24 protein-coding genes are annotated in these 22,808 nt (G+C 67.7%); 13 read left to right on the plus strand and 11 right to left on the minus strand.

Translation table 11 applies throughout. The features are described from left to right. Complete coding sequence (locus NC7_RS20060) at positions 1–1,038, plus strand: CobW family GTP-binding protein (protein WP_067985366.1); 1,038 nt, start codon at positions 1–3, stop codon at positions 1,036–1,038. On the opposite strand, the gene NC7_RS20065 is transcribed toward NC7_RS20060, so the two are convergent. Genes NC7_RS20065 through NC7_RS20075 form a run of 3 tightly spaced genes read right to left on the minus strand, consistent with a single transcriptional unit; the run spans position 1,035 to position 3,770 of the window. Then, the gene (locus NC7_RS20065) at positions 1,035–1,466 is read right to left on the minus strand and encodes a molybdenum cofactor biosynthesis protein MoaE (RefSeq protein WP_067985368.1); all 432 of its coding nucleotides are present in this window, start codon (positions 1,464–1,466) and stop codon (positions 1,035–1,037) included. The two genes, NC7_RS20060 and NC7_RS20065, sit on opposite strands and share 4 nt — an antisense overlap. Beyond that, entirely contained in the window at positions 1,459–2,568 is a 1,110-nt protein-coding gene (gene moaCB / locus NC7_RS20070; protein WP_067985369.1) for a bifunctional molybdenum cofactor biosynthesis protein MoaC/MoaB, read from the minus strand. Before moaCB ends, NC7_RS20065 begins: the two co-directional genes overlap by 8 nt. Then, the gene (locus NC7_RS20075; RefSeq protein ID WP_067985371.1) at positions 2,565–3,770 is read right to left on the minus strand and encodes a molybdopterin molybdotransferase MoeA; all 1,206 of its coding nucleotides are present in this window, start codon (positions 3,768–3,770) and stop codon (positions 2,565–2,567) included. The genes moaCB and NC7_RS20075 overlap by 4 nt, the downstream gene beginning before the upstream one ends. 128 nt (positions 3,771–3,898) lie before the next feature. On the opposite strand from NC7_RS20075, the gene moaA reads away from it, so the two are divergent. From moaA to NC7_RS20095, 4 genes are all read left to right on the plus strand, one after another. Continuing rightward, entirely contained in the window at positions 3,899–4,957 is a 1,059-nt protein-coding gene (gene moaA / locus NC7_RS20080) for a GTP 3',8-cyclase MoaA (protein WP_067985373.1), read from the plus strand. Further along, the gene (locus tag NC7_RS20085; RefSeq protein ID WP_067985375.1) at positions 4,950–5,192 is read left to right on the plus strand and encodes a MoaD/ThiS family protein; all 243 of its coding nucleotides are present in this window, start codon (positions 4,950–4,952) and stop codon (positions 5,190–5,192) included. Before moaA ends, NC7_RS20085 begins: the two co-directional genes overlap by 8 nt. 97 nt (positions 5,193–5,289) lie before the next feature. Then, complete coding sequence (locus tag NC7_RS20090; protein ID WP_067985377.1) at positions 5,290–6,000, plus strand: YciI family protein; 711 nt, start codon at positions 5,290–5,292, stop codon at positions 5,998–6,000. 2 nt (positions 6,001–6,002) lie between these two features. Continuing rightward, positions 6,003–7,247, plus strand: coding sequence for an RNA polymerase sigma factor (locus tag NC7_RS20095; protein WP_067985379.1), 1,245 nt, complete (start codon positions 6,003–6,005; stop codon positions 7,245–7,247). Here the strand turns inward: NC7_RS20095 and nadE are convergent. Further along, positions 7,244–8,068, minus strand: a complete 825-nt coding sequence (gene nadE / locus NC7_RS20100) for an NAD(+) synthase (protein ID WP_067985381.1) — start codon at positions 8,066–8,068, stop codon at positions 7,244–7,246. The genes NC7_RS20095 and nadE overlap by 4 nt on opposite strands. A gap of 6 nt (positions 8,069–8,074) precedes the next feature. Continuing rightward, complete coding sequence (locus tag NC7_RS20105; protein WP_444980002.1) at positions 8,075–8,686, minus strand: TetR/AcrR family transcriptional regulator; 612 nt, start codon at positions 8,684–8,686, stop codon at positions 8,075–8,077. Between the two features lie 132 nt (positions 8,687–8,818). On the opposite strand from NC7_RS20105, the gene NC7_RS20110 reads away from it, so the two are divergent. The 4 genes from NC7_RS20110 (at position 8,819) to nrdE (ending at position 13,876) form a co-directional block, all read left to right on the plus strand. Then, on the plus strand, positions 8,819–9,388 hold the full coding sequence (locus NC7_RS20110; RefSeq protein ID WP_067985383.1) for an NAD(P)H-dependent oxidoreductase: 570 nt from the start codon (positions 8,819–8,821) through the stop codon (positions 9,386–9,388). A gap of 392 nt (positions 9,389–9,780) precedes the next feature. Then, positions 9,781–10,014 (plus strand): glutaredoxin-like protein NrdH, encoded by a 234-nt coding sequence (gene nrdH / locus NC7_RS20115; protein WP_067985385.1) that lies wholly within the window; start codon positions 9,781–9,783, stop codon positions 10,012–10,014. Positions 10,015–10,037: 23 nt separating this feature from the next. Continuing rightward, positions 10,038–10,508 (plus strand): class Ib ribonucleoside-diphosphate reductase assembly flavoprotein NrdI, encoded by a 471-nt coding sequence (gene nrdI, locus NC7_RS20120; protein WP_067985387.1) that lies wholly within the window; start codon positions 10,038–10,040, stop codon positions 10,506–10,508. An 11-nt stretch (positions 10,509–10,519) separates the two neighbouring features. Then, positions 10,520–13,876 (plus strand): class 1b ribonucleoside-diphosphate reductase subunit alpha, encoded by a 3,357-nt coding sequence (gene nrdE / locus NC7_RS30570; RefSeq protein WP_373861263.1) that lies wholly within the window; start codon positions 10,520–10,522, stop codon positions 13,874–13,876. A 62-nt stretch (positions 13,877–13,938) separates the two neighbouring features. Here the strand turns inward: nrdE and NC7_RS29265 are convergent, their stop codons facing one another. Then, positions 13,939–14,262: a hypothetical protein gene (locus NC7_RS29265; RefSeq protein ID WP_157102098.1), complete on the minus strand. Its 324-nt coding sequence runs from the start codon at positions 14,260–14,262 to the stop codon at positions 13,939–13,941. Next, positions 14,219–14,677 carry an RDD family protein gene (locus NC7_RS20135; protein ID WP_067985391.1) on the minus strand — a complete coding sequence of 153 codons (459 nt, stop codon included), beginning with the start codon at positions 14,675–14,677 and terminating at the stop codon, positions 14,219–14,221. Before NC7_RS20135 ends, NC7_RS29265 begins: the two co-directional genes overlap by 44 nt. Positions 14,678–15,125: 448 nt before the next feature. On the opposite strand from NC7_RS20135, the gene NC7_RS20140 reads away from it, so the two are divergent. Then, positions 15,126–15,635 carry a DUF3558 family protein gene (locus NC7_RS20140; RefSeq protein ID WP_084458632.1) on the plus strand — a complete coding sequence of 170 codons (510 nt, stop codon included), beginning with the start codon at positions 15,126–15,128 and terminating at the stop codon, positions 15,633–15,635. Here the strand turns inward: NC7_RS20140 and NC7_RS20145 are convergent. Continuing rightward, on the minus strand, positions 15,624–16,619 hold the full coding sequence (locus NC7_RS20145; RefSeq protein WP_067985395.1) for an LLM class F420-dependent oxidoreductase: 996 nt from the start codon (positions 16,617–16,619) through the stop codon (positions 15,624–15,626). The two genes, NC7_RS20140 and NC7_RS20145, sit on opposite strands and share 12 nt — an antisense overlap. Before the next feature lie 151 nt (positions 16,620–16,770). Continuing rightward, positions 16,771–17,457: a DUF899 domain-containing protein gene (locus NC7_RS20150; protein ID WP_067985397.1), complete on the minus strand. Its 687-nt coding sequence runs from the start codon at positions 17,455–17,457 to the stop codon at positions 16,771–16,773. A 79-nt stretch (positions 17,458–17,536) separates the two neighbouring features. On the opposite strand from NC7_RS20150, the gene NC7_RS20155 reads away from it, so the two are divergent. Both NC7_RS20155 and mgtE read left to right on the plus strand, forming a co-directional pair. Further along, the gene (locus NC7_RS20155) at positions 17,537–18,118 is read left to right on the plus strand and encodes a TetR/AcrR family transcriptional regulator (RefSeq protein ID WP_067985399.1); all 582 of its coding nucleotides are present in this window, start codon (positions 17,537–17,539) and stop codon (positions 18,116–18,118) included. A 327-nt stretch (positions 18,119–18,445) separates the two neighbouring features. Beyond that, the gene (gene mgtE / locus NC7_RS20160) at positions 18,446–19,885 is read left to right on the plus strand and encodes a magnesium transporter (RefSeq protein WP_236573502.1); all 1,440 of its coding nucleotides are present in this window, start codon (positions 18,446–18,448) and stop codon (positions 19,883–19,885) included. A 3-nt stretch (positions 19,886–19,888) separates the two neighbouring features. Here mgtE and NC7_RS20165 read toward each other — a convergent pair whose 3' ends face one another. Continuing rightward, positions 19,889–20,854 (minus strand): peptidase, encoded by a 966-nt coding sequence (locus NC7_RS20165; RefSeq protein WP_067985402.1) that lies wholly within the window; start codon positions 20,852–20,854, stop codon positions 19,889–19,891. A 107-nt stretch (positions 20,855–20,961) separates the two neighbouring features. After that, positions 20,962–21,861 carry a LysR family transcriptional regulator gene (locus tag NC7_RS20170; protein ID WP_067985405.1) on the minus strand — a complete coding sequence of 300 codons (900 nt, stop codon included), beginning with the start codon at positions 21,859–21,861 and terminating at the stop codon, positions 20,962–20,964. 125 nt (positions 21,862–21,986) lie between these two features. Between NC7_RS20170 and NC7_RS20175 the strand changes: the two genes are divergently transcribed. Beyond that, a complete protein-coding gene (locus tag NC7_RS20175; protein ID WP_067985406.1) occupies positions 21,987–22,790 on the plus strand; it encodes an inositol monophosphatase family protein in 804 nt (267 codons plus the stop codon). The last annotated feature ends 18 nt before the right edge of the window (positions 22,791–22,808 follow it).

The following is a 22,808-nucleotide window of genomic DNA, read 5'->3' on the forward strand; positions in this document are numbered from 1 at the left end:
ATGGGGGCCGTGATTCCTGTCGTGATCGTCGCTGGGTTTCTCGGGTCGGGGAAGACGACCCTGCTGAACCATCTGTTGCGCAACAATCGGGGGACCCGGATCGGGGTGGTCGTCAACGACTTCGGCGCGGTGAACATCGACGCGATGTTGGTCGCGGGGCAGGTCGACGCCATGGTGTCGCTGGGCAACGGGTGTGTGTGCTGCGCGGTGGACGTCTCCGAGCTCGATGATCTGTTCGCCCAGCTCGCGCAGCCGCGCAGCGCGGTGGATGTGATCGTGGTCGAGGCCAGCGGCCTGGCCGAGCCGCGCAACCTGATCCGGATGGTGGTGGCGAACCCGAATCCACGGATCGCCTACGGCGGCCTCGTAGAGGTGGTCGATGCCGAACAGTTCGGCGAGACGTGCACCCGCCACCCCGAGTTGATCGCGCATCTGAAACTCGCCGACCTGGTGCTGGTGAACAAGGCCGACCGCGTCACCGCCGACGCGCTCACCGCACTGCGCGCGCGACTCGGCGAATGGGTCGGCCAGGTGCCCGTCTACGCGACCACCCACGGCCGCGTCGATCCCGGCCTGCTCTTCGACGAGCGCACCCGCGAGGAGCCGAAAGTGGCTCAGCAGTTGAGCTTCGACGCCCTGCTCGACGACCACGACCACGACGATCCCGACCACCGCCACTTCCACGACGACTACGTGTCGGTGTCGTTCACCAGCGAACGCCCACTGAATCCACGTGCGCTGGTCGACTTCCTGGAGAACCCCCCGCACGGCCTGTTCCGCGCCAAGGGCTGCGTGGCCTTCGCGGTCGAGGGCGAGCGCCGCAAATTCGAGATGCACCTGGTCGGCCGCCACGTGACCTTCACCCCCGGCACCTGGGCGCGCGGCGAGCCCCGGGTGTCGAGCCTGGTACTCATCGGCGCGGGCCTCGACACCGACGCCGCCCTGAAACGCTTGCACACCACCGTCTTCGAGGGCGACTCACCCCTGGACGACCAGGCGATGCTCGGCATCTGGCGCTACACCCCGAGCATGGTCTAACCGCAGGCGTTGACCCATTCCGAGAGGCCGTCGGCGAAGAGTTGGCGTTTCCAGATGGGTACCTCGTGTTTGATGCGGTCGACGAGTTGGTGACACACCGTGAACGCTTCGGCGCGGTGGGGGGCGGCTACGGCGACCACGATCGCGAGGCCGCCGATGTCGAGGGCGCCGACGCGGTGGGTGGCGGCTACGGGAAGGCCGCTGGCGGTTGCGACTTCGGCGCACACCGCGTGTAGGAATCGTTCGGCCTGCGGGTGGGCGGAGTACTCCAGTGATGAGACCGCCTGCCCGCCGTCGTGATTGCGCACCTTGCCGGTGAACACCACCACCGCGCCGAATTCCGGTCCGTCCACGGCTTTTTCGACGGCGGCGGGATCGAGATCCTGGTCGCTGATCGTGGCCAGTGCGACCGTGCCCTTGTCATTCATGGTTGCCGCCTCCGGCTACTTGCGCGAGCAGATGATCCAGCAGCGGCTCGAGCACGGCGATGCCGTCCTTCACCCCGCCGGGCGAACCGGGCAGGTTCACCACCACGGTGCGTCCCGCCAGGCCCGCGATTCCGCGGCTGAGCGCCGCGAGCGGGAATTTCGCCGTTCCACGCTGCCGGATGGCGTCGGCCACCCCGGGCAGCTCCCGGTCGAGCACGGCTCGCGTCGCTTCGGGTGTGGCGTCGGTGGGTGAGGCGCCGGTGCCACCGGTCGTGATGACCAGCGAGGGTGCTCCTGTGAGAGCGTCGGTCAGTCCGGCGCCGATCTCCGCGTCCGCGTACACGAGCGGCCCTCGCACCGAAAAGCCTTGTTTCGCAAGCCATTCAGCGAGAACCGGGCCGGTGGTGTCGGTGCGCGTCCCCGCCGCCGCACCAGTCGAGGCGACAACGACAGCGGCACTTCGCGATTCGTCAACGGTGCCGTGCGACTCGCTCGTGGCACTGTGCGATTCGACAGCGGCGCTACGCGAGTTGTCGGCGCTGCTGTGCGATTCGCCAGGGATGCTGTGCGATTCGCCAGCGGTACCATGCGACTCACCAGCCGCGCTGTCTGATTCGACGGCGCCCCTCGCCTCGGGCCGCACCCAATGCCCGTGCTTCCCACCCTCTTTGGTGACCAGCCGCACCCCGTTCAACACCGCCGCCGGATCGACCGCCTTCACCATGTCGTGCAAGGTGAGGCCCGCCACGGCAACGGCGGTGAGCGCCTCCATCTCCACCCCGGTCGGCCCGGTGGTCTTGGCGCTCGCCTCGATGGTGATGGTCGTCTCGGTGAACCCGAACTCCACCTTCACCGACGACAGCGCCAGCTGGTGACACAGCGGAATGAGCTCGGAAGTCTTCTTGGCACCGGCGATTCCGGCCAGCCGCGCGGTGGACAACACATCGGCCTTGGGCATGCCGTCGGCCCGCACCAGACCGACCACCTCGGCGGTGGTCTGCAATTCCCCTGCGGCGACGGCGATCCGGGTGGTGTCGGGCTTGGCACTCACATCGACCATGCGGGCGCGACCTTCGCGGTCGACGTGCGACAACTCGCTCATAGCATCAAGATTCGCACAGTGGTGCCGACGTCGAGTGTGGTGACCTCGGCGGGAACGTCGACGAGGGCATCGGCCCATGCCATGCCCGCGATCAGATGCGAACCGGGGCCGGACACAACTTCCACGCCGTCGTCGCTGGTCAGCCCACGCAGGAATTGGCGCTTGCCCGCCGGGGAGCGGATCGGGGTGAGCAGGGTGAGCTCGCGACTCGCGGGTGCGGGCAGACCGGCGAGCGCGCGGATCGCGGGCCGGGCGAACACCGTGTAGGAAACCATCGTGCTCACCGGATTGCCGGGGAAGCTCAGCACCGGCACACCGTCGACCACCGTGTAGCCCTGCGGACCGCCCGGTTGCACCGCGACCGAACCGAACGTGCCGCCCAGCGGGCCGAGCACCTCTTTGACCACCTCGAAGTCGCCCTTGGACACACCGCCGGAGGTGAACACCACATCGGCCCGCGCGACCGCCGACCGCAGTACCCGCGCGAACATCGATGCGTCGTCGGTGCTGTGCGCGATCTCGAGCACGTCGACACCGTCGGCGCGCAGGGCGGCGGCCAGGCCGATCCCGTTCGAGTTGTAGATCTGCCCGGGCGCCAGAACCGAACCGGCCGGTCGCAACTCGTCGCCGGTGGTCAGGCACACCGCACGCAACCGTGTCAGCACGGGCACGGTCGGCATCCCGACGGCGGCCAACGCGGCGATATGACGTGGCGCGAGCACCGTGCCCGCCCGCGTGACCAACTCGCCCGCCCGCACATCGGTCCCGGCTTCGCGCACGAACTCCCCGCGCGCCCGGCCGCGTTCGACGACGATGCGGTCGGTGCCCGCCTGCACGTCCTCCACCGGGACGACACAGTCCGCGCCGGGCGGCAGCGGCGCGCCCGTCATCACCTTCATCGCCGCGCCCTCGGGCAGCATCTCCGTGCCGGGCCTGCCCGCGGCGACCACCCCGGCGACCGGCAGCGTCACCGGGGTGACCGCGACGTCGGCGGCCCGCACGGCGTACCCGTCCATGGCCGAATTGCGGAACACCGGCAGATCGATCGGCGAGGTGACGTCGGCGGCGAGGACGCGCCCGAGCGCGTCGGGCACCGGCACCTGTTCGTCGGGGCGATCGGCGAGGTGGGCCAGCAGCGCGGCGACGGTGTCGCGGTACTCGTCCACGCTGCGCGCCGACGCGGTGGCGGGCCGGTGAGTCATGTGCCCAGCCTAATCGTCGTCGCCGCGCCCGGTTCGATCGTGTTGCTCACTGTTTTCGGGCGCGGACGGTGAGCACGAATCGCCGCACCGGACCCGTCGCGACGGGCCCGACGGGTCATACTGGAGGAATGACGCTGGTCGAGATGGGGATCCCCGCTGTGCGCTCGGAGCGGCCGTCCCTCGACGGCAGGCCCGAAACGCCGCTGCTGGTCGACCGATTCGGCCGCGTCGCCCGTGACCTGCGTGTTTCCATCACCGAGAAGTGCTCGTTGCGCTGCACGTACTGCATGCCGGAGGAGGGCCTGCCGCCGATTCCGCGCGAGGAACTGCTCACCGCCGACGAGATCGTGCGACTGGTGTCGCTGGCGGTGCGGGAACTCGGGGTGCGTGAGGTGCGGTTCACCGGCGGGGAACCGCTGATGCGCCGGGAGCTCGAGCAGATCATCGCGGGTTGTCACGCCGCCGTGCCCGACACACCGTTGGCGATGACCACCAATGGCGTCGGCTTGGAGCATCGGGTGCGTGGCCTCGCCGAAGCCGGTCTGAGCAGGGTGAATGTCTCGCTCGACACCGTGGACCGGCTCGATTTCGCCCGCCTGACCCGCCGCGACCGCCTCGAATCGGTCCTCAACGGCATCCGCGCCGCCCGCGACGCGGGCCTGGCGCCGGTGAAGGTCAACGCCGTGCTCATGCGTGACAACCTCGCCGGGGCCGCCGACCTACTGGCCTGGTGCCTCGCCGAGGACTGTGAACTGCGCTTCATCGAGGAGATGCCGCTCGACGCCGACCACGAGTGGGCGCGCGAACAGATGGTGACCGCCGCCGACCTGCTCGATGTGCTCGGCACCCGCTTCACCCTCACTCCCGCGGGCCGTGCCGACCCTGCGGCGCCCGCGGAGAAATGGCTGGTCGACGGCGGTCCGGCAGCCGTGGGCATCATCGCGACGGTGACCCGCAAGTTCTGCGACAACTGCGACCGCACCCGACTCACCGCCGACGGCATGCTGCGCTCCTGCCTGTTCAGCGACCAGGAGTTCGACGTGCGCACCGCGTTACGCGCCGGTGCCGACGATGCCGAGGTCGCCGAACTGTGGCGCGGTGCGATGTGGCAGAAATGGGCAGGTCACGGCATCGATGCCGCAGGTTTCGTCCCCCCGGAACGCACGATGGGAGCCATCGGTGGTTGAGGTCCGCTATTTCGCCGCGATCGCCGACGCGGTCGGCAAGAACACCGAATCACTCGACCTACCCGACGGCGCGACGATCGCCGACCTGCGCACCACCCTGGCCGCCACCTACGGCGCCGAGGTGGACACGCTGGTCCGCGTCTGCGCCTTCCTGATCGGTGACGAACTCACCCGCGACCCCGCCGCCACCCTGCGTGACACGGTCGACGTGCTGCCCCCGTTCGCGGGCGGCTGAGAAATTTCTGGCGGATCGATGTAGAGATCCCCGCCGGGAGTTCGTCGTCTGGACAACGTGGGGCATCGGGCCCGGCGTCATCCGAGGAGGTAGCGACATGCACTATCTGGCGACTCTGGCAGGCCGCGAGGACGCGAGCGCGGAGCCGGGCAGCCCCGAGTTCGAGGCCGAACTCCAGGCATATGTGGACTTCGAGAGCGAGGCGGGAGCGGCGGTGGCCGGGGGCGCCGCGCTGTATCCGGCCGAGACGGCACTGACGGTCCGGCACAGTGCGGGGCAGGTGATGATCACCGACGGCCCGTTCACCGAGCAGGCCGAGGTGGTCGGCGGCTTCTATGTGCTCGACTGCGCGGATCTCGACGAGGCGATCCAGCGGGCGCGCCGGATCCCGGCTGCCGCCGTCGGTGCCGTCGAACTGCGGCCCGCGGTGATGTACGCCCCGCACGGCACTCCCGGTCCGGACTGGTGGATGGCGCTGCTCTGGGAACAGCCCGACGCGGTGATCGCCCCCGAAACACCCGAGTGGGACGCCGCGGTGGCGCAGCACAGCCGGTTCGGCGAGGAACAGCGCGCGGCGATCCGTGGCGGCGCGGCGCTGATGCCGCCCGCGACCGCGACGACCCTGCGGGTGCGCGAGGGCGAATTGTTGCTCACCGACGGGCCTTTCCCCGAGTTCGCCGAGGTGGTCGACGGTTTCTACCTGTTCGCGGCTCCCGACCGCGCGACGGCGGCCCGGATCGCGGCTCGGATCCCGTGTGGTGAGAAGGGGCATGTGGAGGTTCGCCAGGTCGTGGATCTCGGCGCTTGACGATGCCGACGGGCCCGATCGATCTCGACCGCGTCTACCGTGCCGAATTCGGTCGGGCCCTGGCCACTCTCGCACGTCAGCTCGGTGACATCGGCGCGGCGGAGGACGCTGTGCAGGAGGCGTTCGCCGACGCCCTGCGCACCTGGCCCGAGCGCGGGCTCCCGAACAACCCCGGCGCATGGATCACCACCGCCGCCCGGCATCGCGCGCTGGATCGCTTGCGGCGCGAATCCGCCAGGGCGGCAAAGGAACAGGACGCGGTCCGACTCGGCCAGGTCGGGTTCCCCGCACCGGACGAGGAGCTCGACATGGCGCCGGTCGCCGACGACCAGCTGCGGATGATCTTCACCTGTTGCCATCCGGCGCTGTCGGCCGAATCGCAGGTCGCCCTCACCCTGCGGCTGGTGTGCGGCCTGCGCACCGCCGAGATCGCGCGAGCCTTCCTACAACCGGAACACACAGTGGCGCAACGGCTCACCCGCGCCAAGGCCAAGATCCGTCATGCCGCCATTCCCCTGCGAGTGCCACCCCCGCACCTGCTGCCCGAGCGGACCCCGGCGGTCCTGTCCTGTGTGTACCTGGTCTTCACCGAGGGCTACTTCGCCACCTCGGGCGCGACGGCGGTGCGCGAGGAATTGTGCGACGAGGCGATTCGGCTCGGTCGTCTGCTCTGTGCTCTGCTCCCGGACGAACCGGAGGTCAGGGCGCTGCTGGCCCTCATGCTGCTCAACGACAGCCGTCGCGACCAACGGCGTTCTCCCACCGGTGAGTTGGTGCCCCTGGAGGAGCAGGACCGGTCGGGCTGGAATCGTGGCGCCATCGCGGCGGGCCTGCGTTGCTTGATCTCGGCCGCCGCCGACGGTCACACCGGGCCCTATCTCGCTCAGGCCCGGATCGCGGCCGCGCACGCCACGGCACCGAGCTGGTCGGACACCGACTGGCACGCGATCGTCACCGCCTACGACGAACTCGCCCGCGCCACGCGCTCACCGATCGTGCTGGTGAACCGTGCTGTCGCCCTGGGCTTCCGCGACGGTTTCGAGGCGGGACTGGCGGCGCTCGACACCATCGCCGACCACCCGCGGCTGGCCGGGTCCTCGGCGGTCGTGTCCACCCGCGCCGATCTGCTGCGCCGGGCGGGACGCGATGCCGAAGCCGCCGAGCAGTACCGGCGGGCCGTGGCCACCGCGGAAAACGACCAGGTCCGCCGCTTCCTGACGCGACGACTCGCCGAAGTCGACGGCTAGCGCCACCAGGTGTCGAGCGGCGTCACCGGGACGGTGCGCTTGTGGCGGGTCGCCGTGAACAGCGACTCCACCCGGTCGGCCACCTTGTCGGTGACGTCTTTGCCCTCGAGGTAGTCGTCGATCTCGCTGTAGCGCACGCCGAGCGCGTCCTCGTCGGGCAACGCGGGCCGGTCGTCCTCGAGGTCGGCGGTCGGCACCTTCGACCAGGTGCTCGGCGGGGCGCCGAGTTCCTGCAACAGCGCGGCGCCCTGACGCTTGGTGAGGCCGGTGAGCGGAGTCAGGTCGACACCGCCGTCGCCGTACTTGGTGAAGAATCCCGTGACCGCCTCGGCGGCGTGGTCGGTGCCGACCACCAGGAGGTTCTCCTGCCCGGCCAGCGCGTACTGGGCGACCATCCGCTCGCGCGCCTTGATGTTGCCGCGCACGAAGTCGCGCAACCGTTCGTGGTCGATGGACCCGGCCACCTCGGCCGACACCGCGTCGACGCCGGGGCGGACGTTCACGACGACGCAGCGGTCGGGGTCGATGAAGTTCAGGGCGATCTGCGCGTCGTGCTCGTCGGCCTGCACGCCGTAGGGCAGCCGGACCGCGAGGAAGGTGGCGTCACCGCCCTCGGCCCGCAGCTCCTCGGCGGCCAGCTGGCACAGCCGACCGGCGAGGGTGCTGTCCTGCCCGCCGCTGATACCGAGCACGAAACCCTTCGCGGGGGTCGTGCTCAGGTACTCCTTGAGGAAGTCGACGCGCCTGCGGACCTCCTGCTTCGGTTCGATCTCGGGTCGCACACCCAATTCGGCAATGATCTGTTCACGCAGTGTCCCCATGCCGTCTCACTCTACTTGGGCGGCAGGCGAAACAACCCGGCGAACGAGCCATTCCCAGTTGTCGCCGATCTGTGCGCGGGTGTAGCCGAGCACCTCCATCTGATGCAGGACCAGCGCCGCCGAGAGCGTCGCGAGCAGGCCGTCGGCGATCAGCGCGAGTTCCCCGCGCACCCCGGCCGTGCGCAGCAGCAGCACGATGTGGGCGCGGTGCAGCGCGTAGGGGCCGTCACCGAAGCGGCCCTTCTCCTCGGCGGCGCGGTGCAGGTCGCCCTCGAGTTCGATGTCGAGCAGTCGGGTGCGGCCGAAGGCGATCAACCGTTCCACCGGGTCGGCGTCGGGCCCGAGCGGGCCAGGCCCGAACATGAACGATGTCTGGAACTTCTGTTCGGAGTGGTCGAGCAGGGCCAGCATGAGCCCGGAGCGATTGCCGAAGCGGCGGAACACCGTGCCCTTGCCGACGCCCGCGCGCTTGGCGAGCGCGTCCATGGTGAGCCCCGCGACGCCGTGCTCGCGCACCAGCTGCTGGGCCGCGTCGAGCAGCAGCGCCCGGTTGCGGGCCGCGTCGGCACGCTCGGCCGGTTCCGCGGTGAGCGACGACGGTTGCCCGATGCGCAGCAGCCCGGGCTCGTCGGACCTCGGTGTGCTGTAGCTCACGCTGCTCACACGCCCCTCCGGGGAAGTATTCGGACCGTGGTCCGGTTAGTCTGGGATGAAACTTCGATCCTCCCACTGAGTACACCAGGAGTCGTCATGAGCGAGACCCGCATCCTTACTCTGGTCGGCAGCCTGCGCGCCGATTCGATCAACCGCCGCCTGGCCGAGGCCGCCGCGCAGACCGCGCCCGAGGGTGTCGAGGTCGCCCTGTACGAGGGTCTGGCCGAGATCCCCTTCTACAACGAGGACATCGACGTTCCCGGTTCCGTTCCCGCCGCCGCGCAGGCGCTGCGCGACGCGGTCGCCGCCGCCGACGCCGTTCTGCTGGTCACGCCCGAGTACAACGGCACCCTGCCCGCCGTGCTGAAGAACGCCATCGACTGGGCCTCGCGTCCCTATGGTGCCGGTTCGATCAAGGACAAGCCGGTCGCCGTGGTGAGTGCCTCGATCAGCGCGCGTGCCGCCGAGTGGGCGCACGGTGACGCGGTCAAGGCCGTCGGCGTCGCCGGTGGCGTCGTGGTCGAGTCGGCCACCGTCCGTTTCGGCACCATCGGTGAGCGGTTCGCCCAGGTGCACCCCAGCCAGGACGCCGAGGCGCTGACCCAGCTCGGCGCGGCCGTGCACGAACTGGTCGCCGCGGCGAACGGCACGCTCGTCACCGCGTAAGCTGACAGCGCTCCCCACGGGCGCCGCATCGACACGGTCGGTGCGGCGCTCTTTCGTTGTCGAGCCGGTTTGCTGAAGACTCGCCGGTAGGCGAAATCGTGATCTGAACCACTGTTTCGCCTGCTGGGCTGGGGCGCGTCCTGGGACTTACCCGGTGGAAATTACATCTGTGCGACTCGCAACCCCTTGTGTTGTTCCCATCTGTCGGCCACTAGGTGTAGTGTCTTCGGTACTGGAACACGGTGTGAAGCCACTACTGATCGGGCCCAAGGGAAGGGGTTGCGAGCAGGGCTTTCTTCGCCAGATCCAGGAGTTTGCGCAGCATCACCGTTCGTGCACTGCATACGGATAACCAGGCTGTGGATCAGGCATAGGAGAGAGGGACTCTAGAGATGACCGTCACCGTGTACACCAAGCCCGCGTGCGTTCAGTGCAATGCCACCTACAAGGCGCTCGACAAGGTCGGGGTCGAGTACGACATCATCGACATCTCGGAGAACGCCGAGGCGCGCGATTACGTCATGGCCCTCGGTTACCTGCAGGCGCCCGTGGTCGTCGCCGGTGACGACCACTGGTCGGGCTTCCGTCCCGACCGCATCAAGTCGCTCGCCGTCGCGGCCGCCTAGGACTTCGCTCGGAAGGAGCCGCGATGCCCGAACGGACGACTCCGGGCGGGCTGGTCTACTTCTCCAGCGCTTCGGAGAACACTCACCGTTTCGTCGAGAAACTGGGTCTCCCGGCTACTCGACTACCACTGCACACCGCTGATTCGCTGCGCGTCGACGAACCCTACGTGCTGATCACCCCCACCTACGGTGGTGGTCGGCACGTCATGGGTGAGCAACGGTCCGACAAGGATCTCGTACCGCGGCAGGTCGCCAAGTTCCTCAACGACCCGCACAACCGTGCCCTGCTGTGCGGTGTGATCGCGGCCGGTAACACGAACTTCGGCGAAACCTACTGTGCTGCAGGCGATGTCATCTCGCGCAAATGCGGGGTGCCGTACCTGTATCGCTTCGAACTGATGGGAACCGCTGAGGACGTCGCGCGCGTCCGAGAGGGATTGGGATTGTTTTGGCAACAGCAACCACAGCACCGGCAGGCAAGTCAGCCCGTCTAGAGCGGGCGGCGGTGCGGCCCGAGGCCGCCGAGGTGATGGACTACCACGCCCTCAACGCCATGCTGAACCTGTACGGCCCCGACGGCGAGATCCAGTTCGACAAGGACCGCGAGGCCGCGCACCAGTACTTCTTGCAGCACGTCAACCAGAACACGGTCTTCTTCCACAACCTGGACGAGAAGCTGGACTACCTGGTCAAGGAGAACTACTACGAGCCCGAGGTGCTCGACCAGTACGGTCGCGGTTTCGTCAAGCAACTGTTCCAGCAGGCCTACGCCAAGAAGTTCCGGTTCCCCACCTTCCTCGGCGCGTTCAAGTACTACACCTCCTACACCCTCAAGACCTTCGACGGTAAGCGCTACCTCGAGCGGTTCGAGGACCGTGTCTGCATGGTCGCGCTGACCCTGGCCGCCGGTGACGAGACGTTGGCGAGCAAGCTGGTCGACGAGATCATCGACGGCCGCTTCCAGCCCGCCACCCCCACCTTCCTCAACTCCGGCAAGAAGCAGCGCGGCGAGCCCGTGAGCTGTTTCCCGGCGGGTACTCCCGTGGACACGGCCGAGGGCCAGCGGGCTATCGAGACCTTGCAGCCGGGTGACCTGGTGCTCTCGCACGACGGGTCCTACCGTGCGGTGGAAGCCCTGATCGAGAATCCGAATACCGAAGCACTGGTGTCGATTTCGCATTTCGGTCACAAGGAGCCGATTCGCTGTACGCCAGAGCATCCGATCCTGGTCTGGACGTCGCGCGATGTCGAAACATTGATCGACGGTGACGGAGCGGATCCGTTCAACGGCTTTGTGTGGTTGGCGGCCAAGGACGTGCACCCGTCCGACTTCATTGTGACCACGGCTCCACTCGGTGAACGCGAGCGGCGCACGTTCGATCTCATGGACCACGTGGGCAACGGTGTCTACGAGGAGGTCGACGGCGCGATCCGCAAGGTGAACGTCGACGCCAAGCATCGAAACAAGCAGCGTCACAGTCAGCGCTTCGTACCGGTCAACCGGTACGTGGAGGAGTCCTACGAACTGGGTTTGATTCTCGGTTGGTACCTCGCCGAGGGGTATGTGTCCAAACGATCAGGCGTCGAGGGCGTTCAACCGAACGGAGTCCACTTCACGCTTGGAGCGCATGAGGCCGAGTATCACGTCGAACTCGGTATGGCATTCAAGCAGGTTTTCGGGGCGGATCTTTCGCTATATACCAACCACTCGGATCACTCGACAAGAATGGTGTGCAACAGCAAGGTCGTTGCCTCGCTGCTCATGTCACTGGCGGGAACCGGCTACGGAGACAAGCGGTTCACGCACGATGTACTGACCGGGGATGAGGACTTCCAGCGCGGCCTGCTTGCCGGGTTGTTCCGTGGGGACGGGTGCAGTACGCCTGGCGGTATGGTGCTCGACCTGGTCAATCCCGAACTCGTCGACCAAGTTCAGCTGATGCTGCGTCGACTCGGCATCGTGTCGACTGTTCGCCAGTACGTCAACCAAGCAGGCAACGTGACCGGCCAGGTATTCGTTCCAGGCCTGCCAGGCAACAACGAAGACTTCATCTTCGACATCGGTAAGAACCTCCACAATTACGTCGGTCGTAAGGGCGTGAAGCGCTCCACCCATCAGGTTGTGCACGGTCGCCACGTCTATGGTGTGCGTTCGGTCGAGCGCACGACCGAGACGCCCGACATGGTGTACAACTTGCACGTCGAGGGCACTCACACCTATTCGATCCGCGGCACGGTTGTACACAATTGCTTTCTCCTTCGCATCGAGGACAACATGGAGTCCATCGGGCGCTCCATCAACTCCGCGCTGCAGCTGTCCAAGCGCGGCGGCGGTGTCGCCTTGTTGCTGAGCAACATTCGTGAGCACGGCGCGCCGATCAAGAAGATCGAGAACCAGAGTTCGGGCGTCATCCCGATCATGAAGCTCCTCGAGGACTCGTTCTCCTACGCCAACCAGCTGGGCGCGCGTCAGGGCGCGGGCGCGGTGTACCTGCACGCGCACCACCCCGACATCTACCGCTTCCTCGACACCAAGCGCGAGAACGCGGACGAGAAGATCCGTATCAAGACGCTCTCGCTGGGTGTGGTGATCCCCGACATCACCTTCGAGCTGGCGAAGAAGAACGAGGACATGTACCTGTTCTCGCCGTACGACGTCGAGCGCATCTACGGCAAGCCGTTCGCCGATATCGACGTCACCGAGAAGTACTACGAGATGGTCGACGACAAGCGCATCCGCAAGTCGAAGATCAAGGCGCGCGAGTTCTTCCAGACCATCGCCGAGCTGCAGTTCGAGTCGGGCTACCCGTACATCATGTTCGAGGACACGGTGAACCGGGCAAACCCGATCAAGGGCAAGATCACCCACTCGAACCTGTGCTCGGAGATCCTGCAGGTCTCCACCCCCTCGGAGTTCAACGACGACCTCTCGTACTCCAAGGTCGGCAAGGACATCTCCTGCAACCTGGGTTCGCTCAATATCGCCAAGGCGATGGACTCCCCGGACTTCGGCCAGACCATCGAGACCTCGATCCGCGCGCTCACCGCGGTGTCGGACCAGACCCACATCTACTCGGTGCCTTCGATCGAGCAGGGCAACAACGAGTCCCATGCCATCGGCCTCGGTCAGATGAACCTGCACGGGTACCTGGCGCGCGAGCGGGTGCACTATGGGTCCGAAGAGGGCATCGACTTCACCAACATGTACTTCTACACCGTGGTCTACCACGCGATCCGGGCCTCGAACCTGATCGCCAAGGAGCGCGGCACGGCGTTCGGCGGCTTCGCCGAGTCGAAGTACGCCAGCGGCGAGTACTTCGACAAGTACACCGAACAGGTGTGGGAGCCCAAGACCGACAAGGTCGCCCAGCTCTTCGCCGACGCGGGCGTGCACATCCCCACCCAGGACGACTGGCGTGAGCTGAAGGCCTCGGTGCAGGAGTTCGGTATCTACAACCAGAACCTGCAGGCGGTGCCCCCGACCGGCTCGATCTCCTACATCAACCACTCCACCAGCTCGATCCACCCGGTGGCGTCGAAGATCGAGATCCGCAAGGAAGGCAAGATCGGCCGCGTCTACTACCCGGCGCCCTATCTCACCAACGACAACCTGGAGTACTACCAGGACGCGTACGAGATCGGCTACGAGAAGATCATCGACACCTACGCCGCCGCCACCCAGCACGTCGACCAGGGCCTGTCCCTGACCCTCTTCTTCAAGGACACCGCCACCACCCGCGACCTGAACAAGGCCCAGATCTACGCCTGGCGCAAGGGAATCAAAACCCTCTACTACATCCGCCTGCGCCAGATGGCTTTGGAGGGGACTGAAGTGGAGAATTGTGTCAGCTGTATGCTGTGAGTTTTGCTGATGAACCCGGTGCGGGCAGGTTCCGCGCCGGGTTCATTTGTCTCCGCGGCCGCTCATGATAATAGTTCGCCCCGCGCGATCCGGTCGATCGATTCCGCGCCGCTCAGCTCGTAGCGAAGCTCGGGATGGCGCGAGTAGAAGTCGAGGCTCGGGGCGTCTCGCAGATGCTCTCCGCGTACTGCTACTTTCTCGACGGCGCCGGAGTGGTGGATATGTTCGGCGCCGCCGACCGCGAAGGCTCGCACCGCCTGGTCGAGTTCGGCAGGTGCCGTGAGATTCGGTGTATATTCGAACGAAACGAAATGTCTTTCGAAATGTTCGGAGGGTGTGTTCTCAGCCGAAGAAGGCCAGCATTTCGAGGGCGGTTTCGAGGCCACGGAACCACTCCTTGATCAGGCGGCCGAGGGTGGGGTAGGAGCCGTCGGTGTAGCGCATACGGAGGCCGAAGACGGCCTTTCCGAGCGTCGCTCGGGTGAGGCGTTGGATGACGGTGCGGTGCAGGAACGATGCGGTGAGCCAGGCGAGTAGGCCGTAGAGCAGCGATATCGAGCCGGGGACGGCGAACCATGCGGCGGCGCCGATCGCGAGGTGCAACGACATGTCCAACGGGAACGCGAACCACATCCGGGTGGTGCTGCCGTTCGAATCCTTCGCCAGCAGCGGCCATTCCGCGTCGGGGTTGTCCGCTTTGGCGGGCACCGCCGGGACGAACACCAGCCGACCGTCGCTGTCCCGTTCGTATCTGGCGCTGAGAAGCTTGGCTTCTTTCCGCATGTCCACCGAGTCGCTCATGTCGGCAAGGTAGGTGGGGGTGCTTAACGGGAACCGTTGATCGTGCCAATACCGCTGCCGGACCAGGTCGAGCCCTCAGTCGACCTGGACTTCGTCGGGCGGCAGCGAATCACACTGGTGGGCAGGGGCTTTGCTCTTAGCCATTCGCCCGATCTCTCGCAGGCCCGGACGTGATCCTATGTCGCCGTGCGCCCGGAGCACGCGGTCGAAAAGCACATTGCGGGCCGCGAATTCATCAGGCGGCGGTATGGGTTCCGAGAGAATCGCGCCTCGCGGCCCGGTAGACCTGGTTGTCGGCGAACGAACAGCTCGCATCCAGCCGCGCGGCGCCGAAGTGTTCGAGCCCTTGCGGTTCGCCACAACCCGCGAGGTCGGCGGTGGTGATCAGGACGGAATCGGGCCGGGGCGGGGGCGGTGCGGGTGATCGCTTGCTAGCTTTGGCGCGTTTGTGAGCGAGTGGAAGGGATCCGGGATGCGCCGGTTGTCGACGATGGGCCTGGGGATCGTGGTGGCGAGTGTGCTCGCCGGATGTTCCGGGGACGACCCGGCGGCGAAGGCGTTGTTCGAGCCCTGCGCGGGGGTGGGGGAGCAGGCGTTGACGCAGGCGGGGGTCGATCCGGCGTCGCGGGTGCCCGCCGGGTCGGCGGAAACGGGGTGGCAGACGTGTGCGTGGAACGGGGCGAGCGCGTCGTTGCGGGTGTACTCGGCGCGGCAATCGCTCGAGGAGTTCGAGGCCGAGGCCGGTCCGGGCAACTTCTACGACATCACGGTCGCCGGGCGGGCGGGGCGCAAACTGGTCGACTCGGCGTCGCTGACCACGGCCTGTGATGTGGTGTTCGGCGCTGAGCAGGGTGTGGTGCGCATGATCGTGGTGACGAACCCGGGCCAGCCCGCGCCCGATGCCTGCGCGACGCTGACCCGGATGGGCGAGGCCGTCGTCCCCGCCCTACCCGCCTAGCGCGGGAATCACCTCGCGCTCGAACAGTTCGATACCGGAGGTGTCGTAGGCGGCCTCGGGGAAATTCAGGATGGCATAGCCGAGGCCGAGATCTTTGACGGCGCCCAGTCGTTCGGCGATCTGCTCGGGCGTGCCGGTGGCGGCGCTGCCCGCGAAATTGTCGGTGACGTAGGTCTTGGCCGCATCGGCACCGAGGAAGGGTGTGTAGCGGTCGATGATGAGCGAGAGACGTTCCTGCACTTCAGTTTCCGTGCTGCCCACCACGGCGTTGAAGTTGGAGCTGCGGGTGATGGCGGCGAAGTCGGTGCCCACCTCCGCGCAGTGTTCGCGCAGGATTTCGGACTTGCGGATGAATTCGTCGGGGGCGGCGCTGAAATTGGTGTAGTTCGCGTACTTCGCGGCGATGCGCAGCGTCTTCTTCTCGCCACCGCCCGCGACCCAGATCGGAATCCCGTTCTCCTGCAACGGACGTGGGTGCACGATGGCGCCGTCGACCTGGTAGTGCCTGCCGTCCAGGGTGGCACGCCCGGTCTGCCAGGCCTGGCGGAAGATCTGCACCCCCTCGTCGAGGCGGCCGAGTCGTTCACCGGCGGGCGGGAAGCCGTAACCGTAAGCGCGCCACTCGTGTTCGTACCATCCCGCGCCGATGCCCATCTCCACGCGACCGCCCGAGATCAGGTCGACGGTGGCGGCGACCTTCGCCAGGTAGGCGGGGTTGCGGTAGCTCATGGCCGTACACATCTGCCCCAGCCGCACCCGGCTGGTCGAGGCGGCGAAGGCCGACATCAGCGACCACGCCTCGTGGGTGGCCTCGTCGGTGGGCACCGGCGTGGTGTGGAAGTGGTCGTAGACCCAGATCGACTCCCACTCGCCGCCGCTGTCGAACCGTTGGGCCAGCTCGCGCATCACCGCCCACTGGTCGGCCGGTTCGATGCCGACCAGGTCGAGCCGCCAGCCCTGGGGGACGAAGATGCCGAAGCGCACAGGTTTCTCCTCAGTGTGTCGAACCGATGTCGCCGCGCCACGCACCGCGGCTCTCGGCCTCCACTGTTCCCACTACCGCCGACTCGGGCAACTGTTGTGCGCGCGCCGCGCCGAATCCCCGACCGGCGGCTTTCGCCCCGCGACCGGCCGGTCAGGCGTTCGGATCGCCGTAGGAGGCGGCGATGTCCTTGGAACTGGGCCAGCGGCTGTAGGTGGGTGATTGCGGCCAGCCCTCGGGGCTGTCCTGCCACTGTTCCTGGCGTCCGTAGGGGAGGGCGTCGATGAGGCCGAAGGTGTAGGCGAGCTGTTCGGTGCCGCGACCGTCGGTGTGCCAGCTGCGATAGACGGTGTCGCCGTCGCGCAGGAAGGTGTTCACCGCGAAACCGGCTCCCGGTCCCGCGCCCATGTCGGCGCCGAAGGGGCTGTCGGCGGTGGAGTACCAGGTCATGGCGTTGCCGACGCGGCGCTTGTAGGCGAGCACCTCGTCGATCGGGCCCTGGGTGACGATCACGAATCGCGCGTCGTAGGCGGCGAGGAAGTCGAGCCGCGCGTACTGGGCGGTGAGGCCGGTGCAGCCGGGGCACTGCCAGGTGTTTCCCGGTGTCCACATGTGGTGGTAGGTGATGAGCTGGGTGTGTCCGTCGAATACCTCGGCGAGCGAGACATCGCTGCCGTCTTCGGCTTTCAGGGTGTAGTCGGGCAGGCGGACGGCGGGCAGCTTGCGTCGCTGGGCGGCGATGGCGTCGAGCTCGCGGGTGGCTGCCTTCTCGCGGACGCGCAGGGCGTCCAGCTCGGCTTGCCAGGTGTCCTGATCGACGATGGTCGGCAGTGCGGTCATGGGTAACGGCCTCCGATGTGTACGGCGTGCACATTTGATATGTTTACACCATATACTTCGCGGGAAGGGTGTTCAAGGGTTGGCCTACCACCACGGTGATCTGGCGGCGGCGTTGCTCACGGCCGGTCTGGAGCTCACCAGATCCGGCGGCCCCGAGGCGCTGACCATCCGGGAGGTGACCCGCCGCGTCGGTGTCACGCCCAATGCCGCCTACCGGCACTTTCCCGACCGCCAGGCGCTGCTCGACGCGGTCTCGGCCGCGATCCAGGCCGACATGGCCGGACGCATGGCGACCGGCCGCCCACCCGCCGGGCCGCGGGAAACCCTGCGCGCGGTCGGTCTCGGCTACATCGCGTTCGCGCTCGCCGAACCGGGCTGGTTCGCTGTCGCGTTCTTCGGCGCGGGCGATGTCACGCCCGACACGGTCGTCGACTCACCCGCGTACTCGGCGCTGGCCGAAGCGCTCGACATGATGGTTCACATCGGCGACCTCGCCCCCTCGGGGCGCGCGGCGGCCACCTGGAGCTGCTGGTCGACGGTGCACGGTTTCGCCGAGCTGGCACTGCGCGGGCCGTTGCGACACGTCGACGGTGCCGAGGTCTGGCGGCTCGCCGAACAGGCCGTCGACACCGTCATCGCCGGGCTGCCCGCCGTGGTGTGACAGAGGCCACTGTGACCAGTGGTACGACAGTGTCGAGATGAAACCCTTCGGCCCCGCATGTATCCTTCGGAAGGAAGTGTGGGCACAGGGCCCGCGGTGACGACGAGGAGGTGGTGTTGCCATGCGCAGCGAACCCCCCAGTCGAAGGCCGCGCGGCGTCGCCCCTTCGTTCTCGCGCTGACACCCCTCGGGACTGCCCTGACGGTGGTGCGTGATGGTCGTGGTGGCGGACGCCCGCGGTGATCCTCGCCGTTTCCCGAAACCATCTCGGCGCATGCGTCTACCCGTGTCGTAGGCATGCGCGTTGTCGCGCCAGAGGACTGTCCCATGTCGCAGATCGATCTCGTCGAAGCACCTCACGTACCTGTCGAAGCCGTCACGCCCGAACCGAATCCTGTTGTGTCCGAAGATCATTCGGTGACCGAGGCGCTGGCCGTCCTGTCGGAGTCGGTGCGCGACATCGTCGAGACGCACCGCGTGAACAGCGCGATGGACTGGCTCGACAACCGTCCACCGCACGTGATCGCCGACGCGCTGGCCCGCATGGACGCCGTGCAGGCCGGGGTGGTGTTCCGCCTGCTCGACAAGGACCGTGCCATCACGGTTTTCGAGGAGCTCGAGCCGGTCGACCAGCAGCAGATCCTGCAGGGCCTGCGCGAGAAGAGTTTTCGCGATCTGGTCGAGGCGATGGACCCCGACGACCGCGCCCGCATGCTGCACGAGGCACCGGCCAAGGTCGCCAAGAAGGTGCTCGAGGGCCTGAGCCCACGCGAGCGCCGGATGACCGCCGCGCTGCTCGGCTACCCGGAGGGGTCGGTCGGGCACTACATGACGCCGGAAGTCGTTGCGCTGCCGGGCAATCTGACCGTCGCCCAGGCGCTGGCGTGGGTGCGGGCCAAGGGCGGCAACGCCGAGACCGTGTACACCCTGCCCGTGGTCGACCGGGGCCGCAGACTCACCGGCATCGTGGAACTGCGCGAACTGGTGCTGCACGCGCCGGAGGCGATGGTGTCGGAACTGGTGGTCACCGAACCGCCGTTCGTGCGAGCCACCGATTCCGCCGAGAAGGCCGCCCGGCTGATGAGTTCGACCAACGACATCAACCTGGTCGTCGTCGACAGCGAGGACCGCGTGGTCGGGCTGCTCACCATCGACGACGCGATGGAGGTGCTCGAGGCCGCCGACAGCGAGGACGTGGCCAAGCAGGCCGGTTCGGCGCCGTGGGAGGGCCACTACATGGCCGCCAAGGTGTTCCAGTTGGCGCGCTACCGGGCACTGTGGCTGATGCTGCTGCTGTTCGCGGCCACGCTCACGGTGAGTGTCACCGACATCTTCGCCACCACCCTCGAGCAGGCCGCCGGCCTGGCGCTGTTCATTCCGCTGCTCATCGGGGCGGGCGGCAACGCGGGCGCGCAGGCGGCGACGGCGTGTGTGCGCGCCCTGGCCGTCGGCGAGGTGCGGGTGTCGGACCTGTTCAAGGTGATCTGGCGCGAATGTCGGGTGGGTCTGGTGCTCGGCGGCATGCTGGCCGCCGCGGGCATGCTGATCGGCACGCTGTTCGTCGGACCGAAGATCGCGATCGTCGTCGCGGTCACCCTGGTACTCATCTGCGGCTGGGCCGCGACCATCGGCGGCACGATGCCGTTGCTGGCCAAGAAGTTCCGCATCGACCCGGCCGTCGTGTCGGCGCCGATGGTGACCACGCTGGTCGACGCCACCGGCCTGATCATCTACTTCACCACCGCGAAACTCGTTCTCGGCATCTGAGTTTCATTGCGGCGGGAAGATGGCCAGGATGTGGCCCATCACGTCGCGGGCCACGTCGTCGGAGGCGGCGGTGACCTCGACGATGGGCAACCGGGTGCCGAAAGCGGTGCTCTCGGAAGGTAATTCGGGTCCGACGGCGGCGGTGTACATGGGGATGCTGCTGTCGTAGACGGAGACGGATCGGTGCACGGTTCGGTCACCGATCTTCTCCTCGGTGCTGCGGGCGGCGAGATACGCCGGGACGCGGTATTCGTAGCTGACGGTGATGTTCTCGTCGCGATAGCGGAACTGGCACTGGGTGAGCCGCTGCTGTCCGATCTCGACCGTCGCACCCAGCCGCGCGCGCACCGCGCAGGGGTCGGCGCCGAGCAGGACGGTCGAGACGGTGTCGGGTGAGGTGCCCTGCGGTGGGGCCGCACGCCAGCGCGCCACCATGTCCGGCAGCAAACCGTCGGCGACGGCGCACGGATCCTGCCCCGGGGTGGTGAGGCCGAGATAGAAGGCGGCGCCCGCCGGGAACCGGGCGGTGGCACCGCACGAGCGTGGTAGGGCGTCGTCCCGGTCCGGTACCAGGCGCACCGTCACGTCGCCGAGTTGCTTGCTCACCCCTCGGCCAGGGGTGAGCGGCGGCAGCAGCGTCGCGTGCCAGGTCAGTGTGGTGCCCGCGCCGGGCGCCTCGCTGCCGAGGATCGCGCGGCACGAGTCCAGGCCGACGGTCACGCTGTGTACCTGCGCCACGGTGGCAAGGGTGTCGCGGGGGAGTAGTGCGCACACGTCGATCTGGCGGGTCGCCTGCGCCACGGTCGCGCGGCGGGCCTCGGTGTCGGCGGGTGCCGACCAGAACTCCGGTGGCGGTGCGGGGATGGCGGGTGGCGGCGGTGGCGGCATGTCGGCTCGGTCCGGGGAGTCCTCGCCGCAGCTCGTGACGGTCAACAGTGCGAGCGCGGCGAGTGTGAACCTGCGCAACATCGTCACCCCTGTTCTCGAACGCGGGCCGAACCGGTGCCTGGCCATCGAGTCTGCCCGGGGTGGCAATCAGGGGGCAAACGATGTCGCGAGTCGTACCCAGAACGTTGTCAGGTGGTGGCGTGCCGCAAAGCGGTGGCGGCGTGTTCGCGCAGCCAGGCGTGGGCGGGATCGTTGTCGTAGCGACGGTGCCAGGACAGGTGCAGGGGGATTTCGGGCATGGTGAGCGGTAGCGGCCGGGTGCGCAGATCCAGGTCGTGCAGGAGTGCCCGGCTGGTGAGTTCGGGCACCGCGACCACGTAGTCGTAGTCGGAGACGAACCGCAGCGCGGTGGCGATGGTCGGAGTCGCGGCGACGACCCTGCGGGTCAGCCCGGAGGCTTCGAGCGCGTCATCGATGGGGTCGCGCAGCCGACCGCGGCGCGACACCGTGAGATGTTCGGCCGCCGCGTAATCCGTCACGGAGATCGGGCCGTCGGCGAGCGGGTGACCGGGCCGAACCACCAGGACGAGCCGGTCCCGGCCGACGATCCGATGCCGGATTTCCGGTGCCGACGGCGCGCCCGCGCCCGCTTCGAGATCTATCTCGCCCCGGCGTGGATCGCGGGTGTCGGTCGTGGCCTCGGCGAGGAAACGCAGACGCACGCCGGGTGCCTCGGCGCGCAGCGCGTCGAGTAGCGGTGGTCCGGCCACGGTGGCGAGCGTGTCGTGCCATTTCAGGAGGAAGGTGCGGGTGAGCCCGGCCGGGTCGAGCCCGGTGTCGGGTGCGAGCAGTTCGGACGCTTGCTGGACCAGGTCGTGCACCCGCGCGCGCAAGGCCAGCGCTCGGGGTGTCGGGGTCATGGTGCGGCCGGTGCGCACGAGGATCTGATCGCCCGTGGCCCGCCGGATCCGGCCGAGGGTGCGGCTCATCGCCGGGGCCGACACGTGCAGGCGGGCGGCGGCCGCTGTCACGCTGCCCTCCTCGAGCAGGGCGTCGAGGGCGATCAGCAGGTTCAGATCCAATTGCATGACGGTTAATCCAGACATAAGTAGGTTGCACTTGTCGTCAATCATGCGCCGGATTAGCGTTGACGACGAGCCGAAGCGAAACCGGCTCGAATTCCTTTCTCCCCATTACTTTTTCAGGAGTTGTGATGAATGCTGTCGTCTCCGCCTCGGAACTCGACGCCGTGCTCGGTCCCGTGGTCACCGCCCTCACGGCCGCCGGTGACGCCTTGCGTGAGCGTTTCGACCCGGCCGCGCGTCCCACCGACCTCGACAACCTCGTGCGTGCCATCCATGCCAACGACGAGGCGATCCTGCCGATCCTCGCGCGACCGCTGCTCGCGGCCCGCGCCGGTTCCCGGTTGGCCGAGGACGAACTGGCGGGTGGTTCCCTTCCGCCCGGCGAGTGGTGGGTGGTCGACACCGCCGAGGGCAATATCAACCACATCCACGGCATGAGCGAGTGGGCCGTGACGGCCGCACTCGTCAGCGACAACGTTCCGGTCCTCGCGGCGGTCTACGTCCCGCTCACCGGCGACGTCTACACCGCGGTGCGCGGTGGCGGCGCGTGGCTCAACGGCGAACCTCTTCGGGTGTCGGCCAAGACCGAGCTCACGGCCGCCCTGGTCGGTACCGGGCAAGCCAAGCCGGGAGAGGAGCCCGAGGCGCTGCGGCGGATGGGTGCGTCGGTGACCGACATGCTCACCAGTGCGCTGGTCGTGCGGGTCTCGGTGCCCGCGACCATGCAGCTCATTCATGTCGCGGCGGGTCGGATGGACGCGTTCTGGCAGTTCTCCGATGTGCGGTCGGGGCTGCTGCCCGGCGCGCTGCTCGTCGCCGAGGCGGGCGGCGCGGTCACTGATACCGAGGGTCGGCCGTGGAGCTTGGCTTCCGCCGACTTCCTCGCCGCCGCCCCCGACCTGCACGCGCAGGTCGTCGACGTCCTCAACTGACCAGCGGAACCGGAGAAC

This window comes from Nocardia caishijiensis NBRC 108228, from assembly GCF_001612825.1.
Taxonomy (GTDB): Bacteria; Actinomycetota; Actinomycetes; order Mycobacteriales; family Mycobacteriaceae; genus Nocardia; species Nocardia caishijiensis.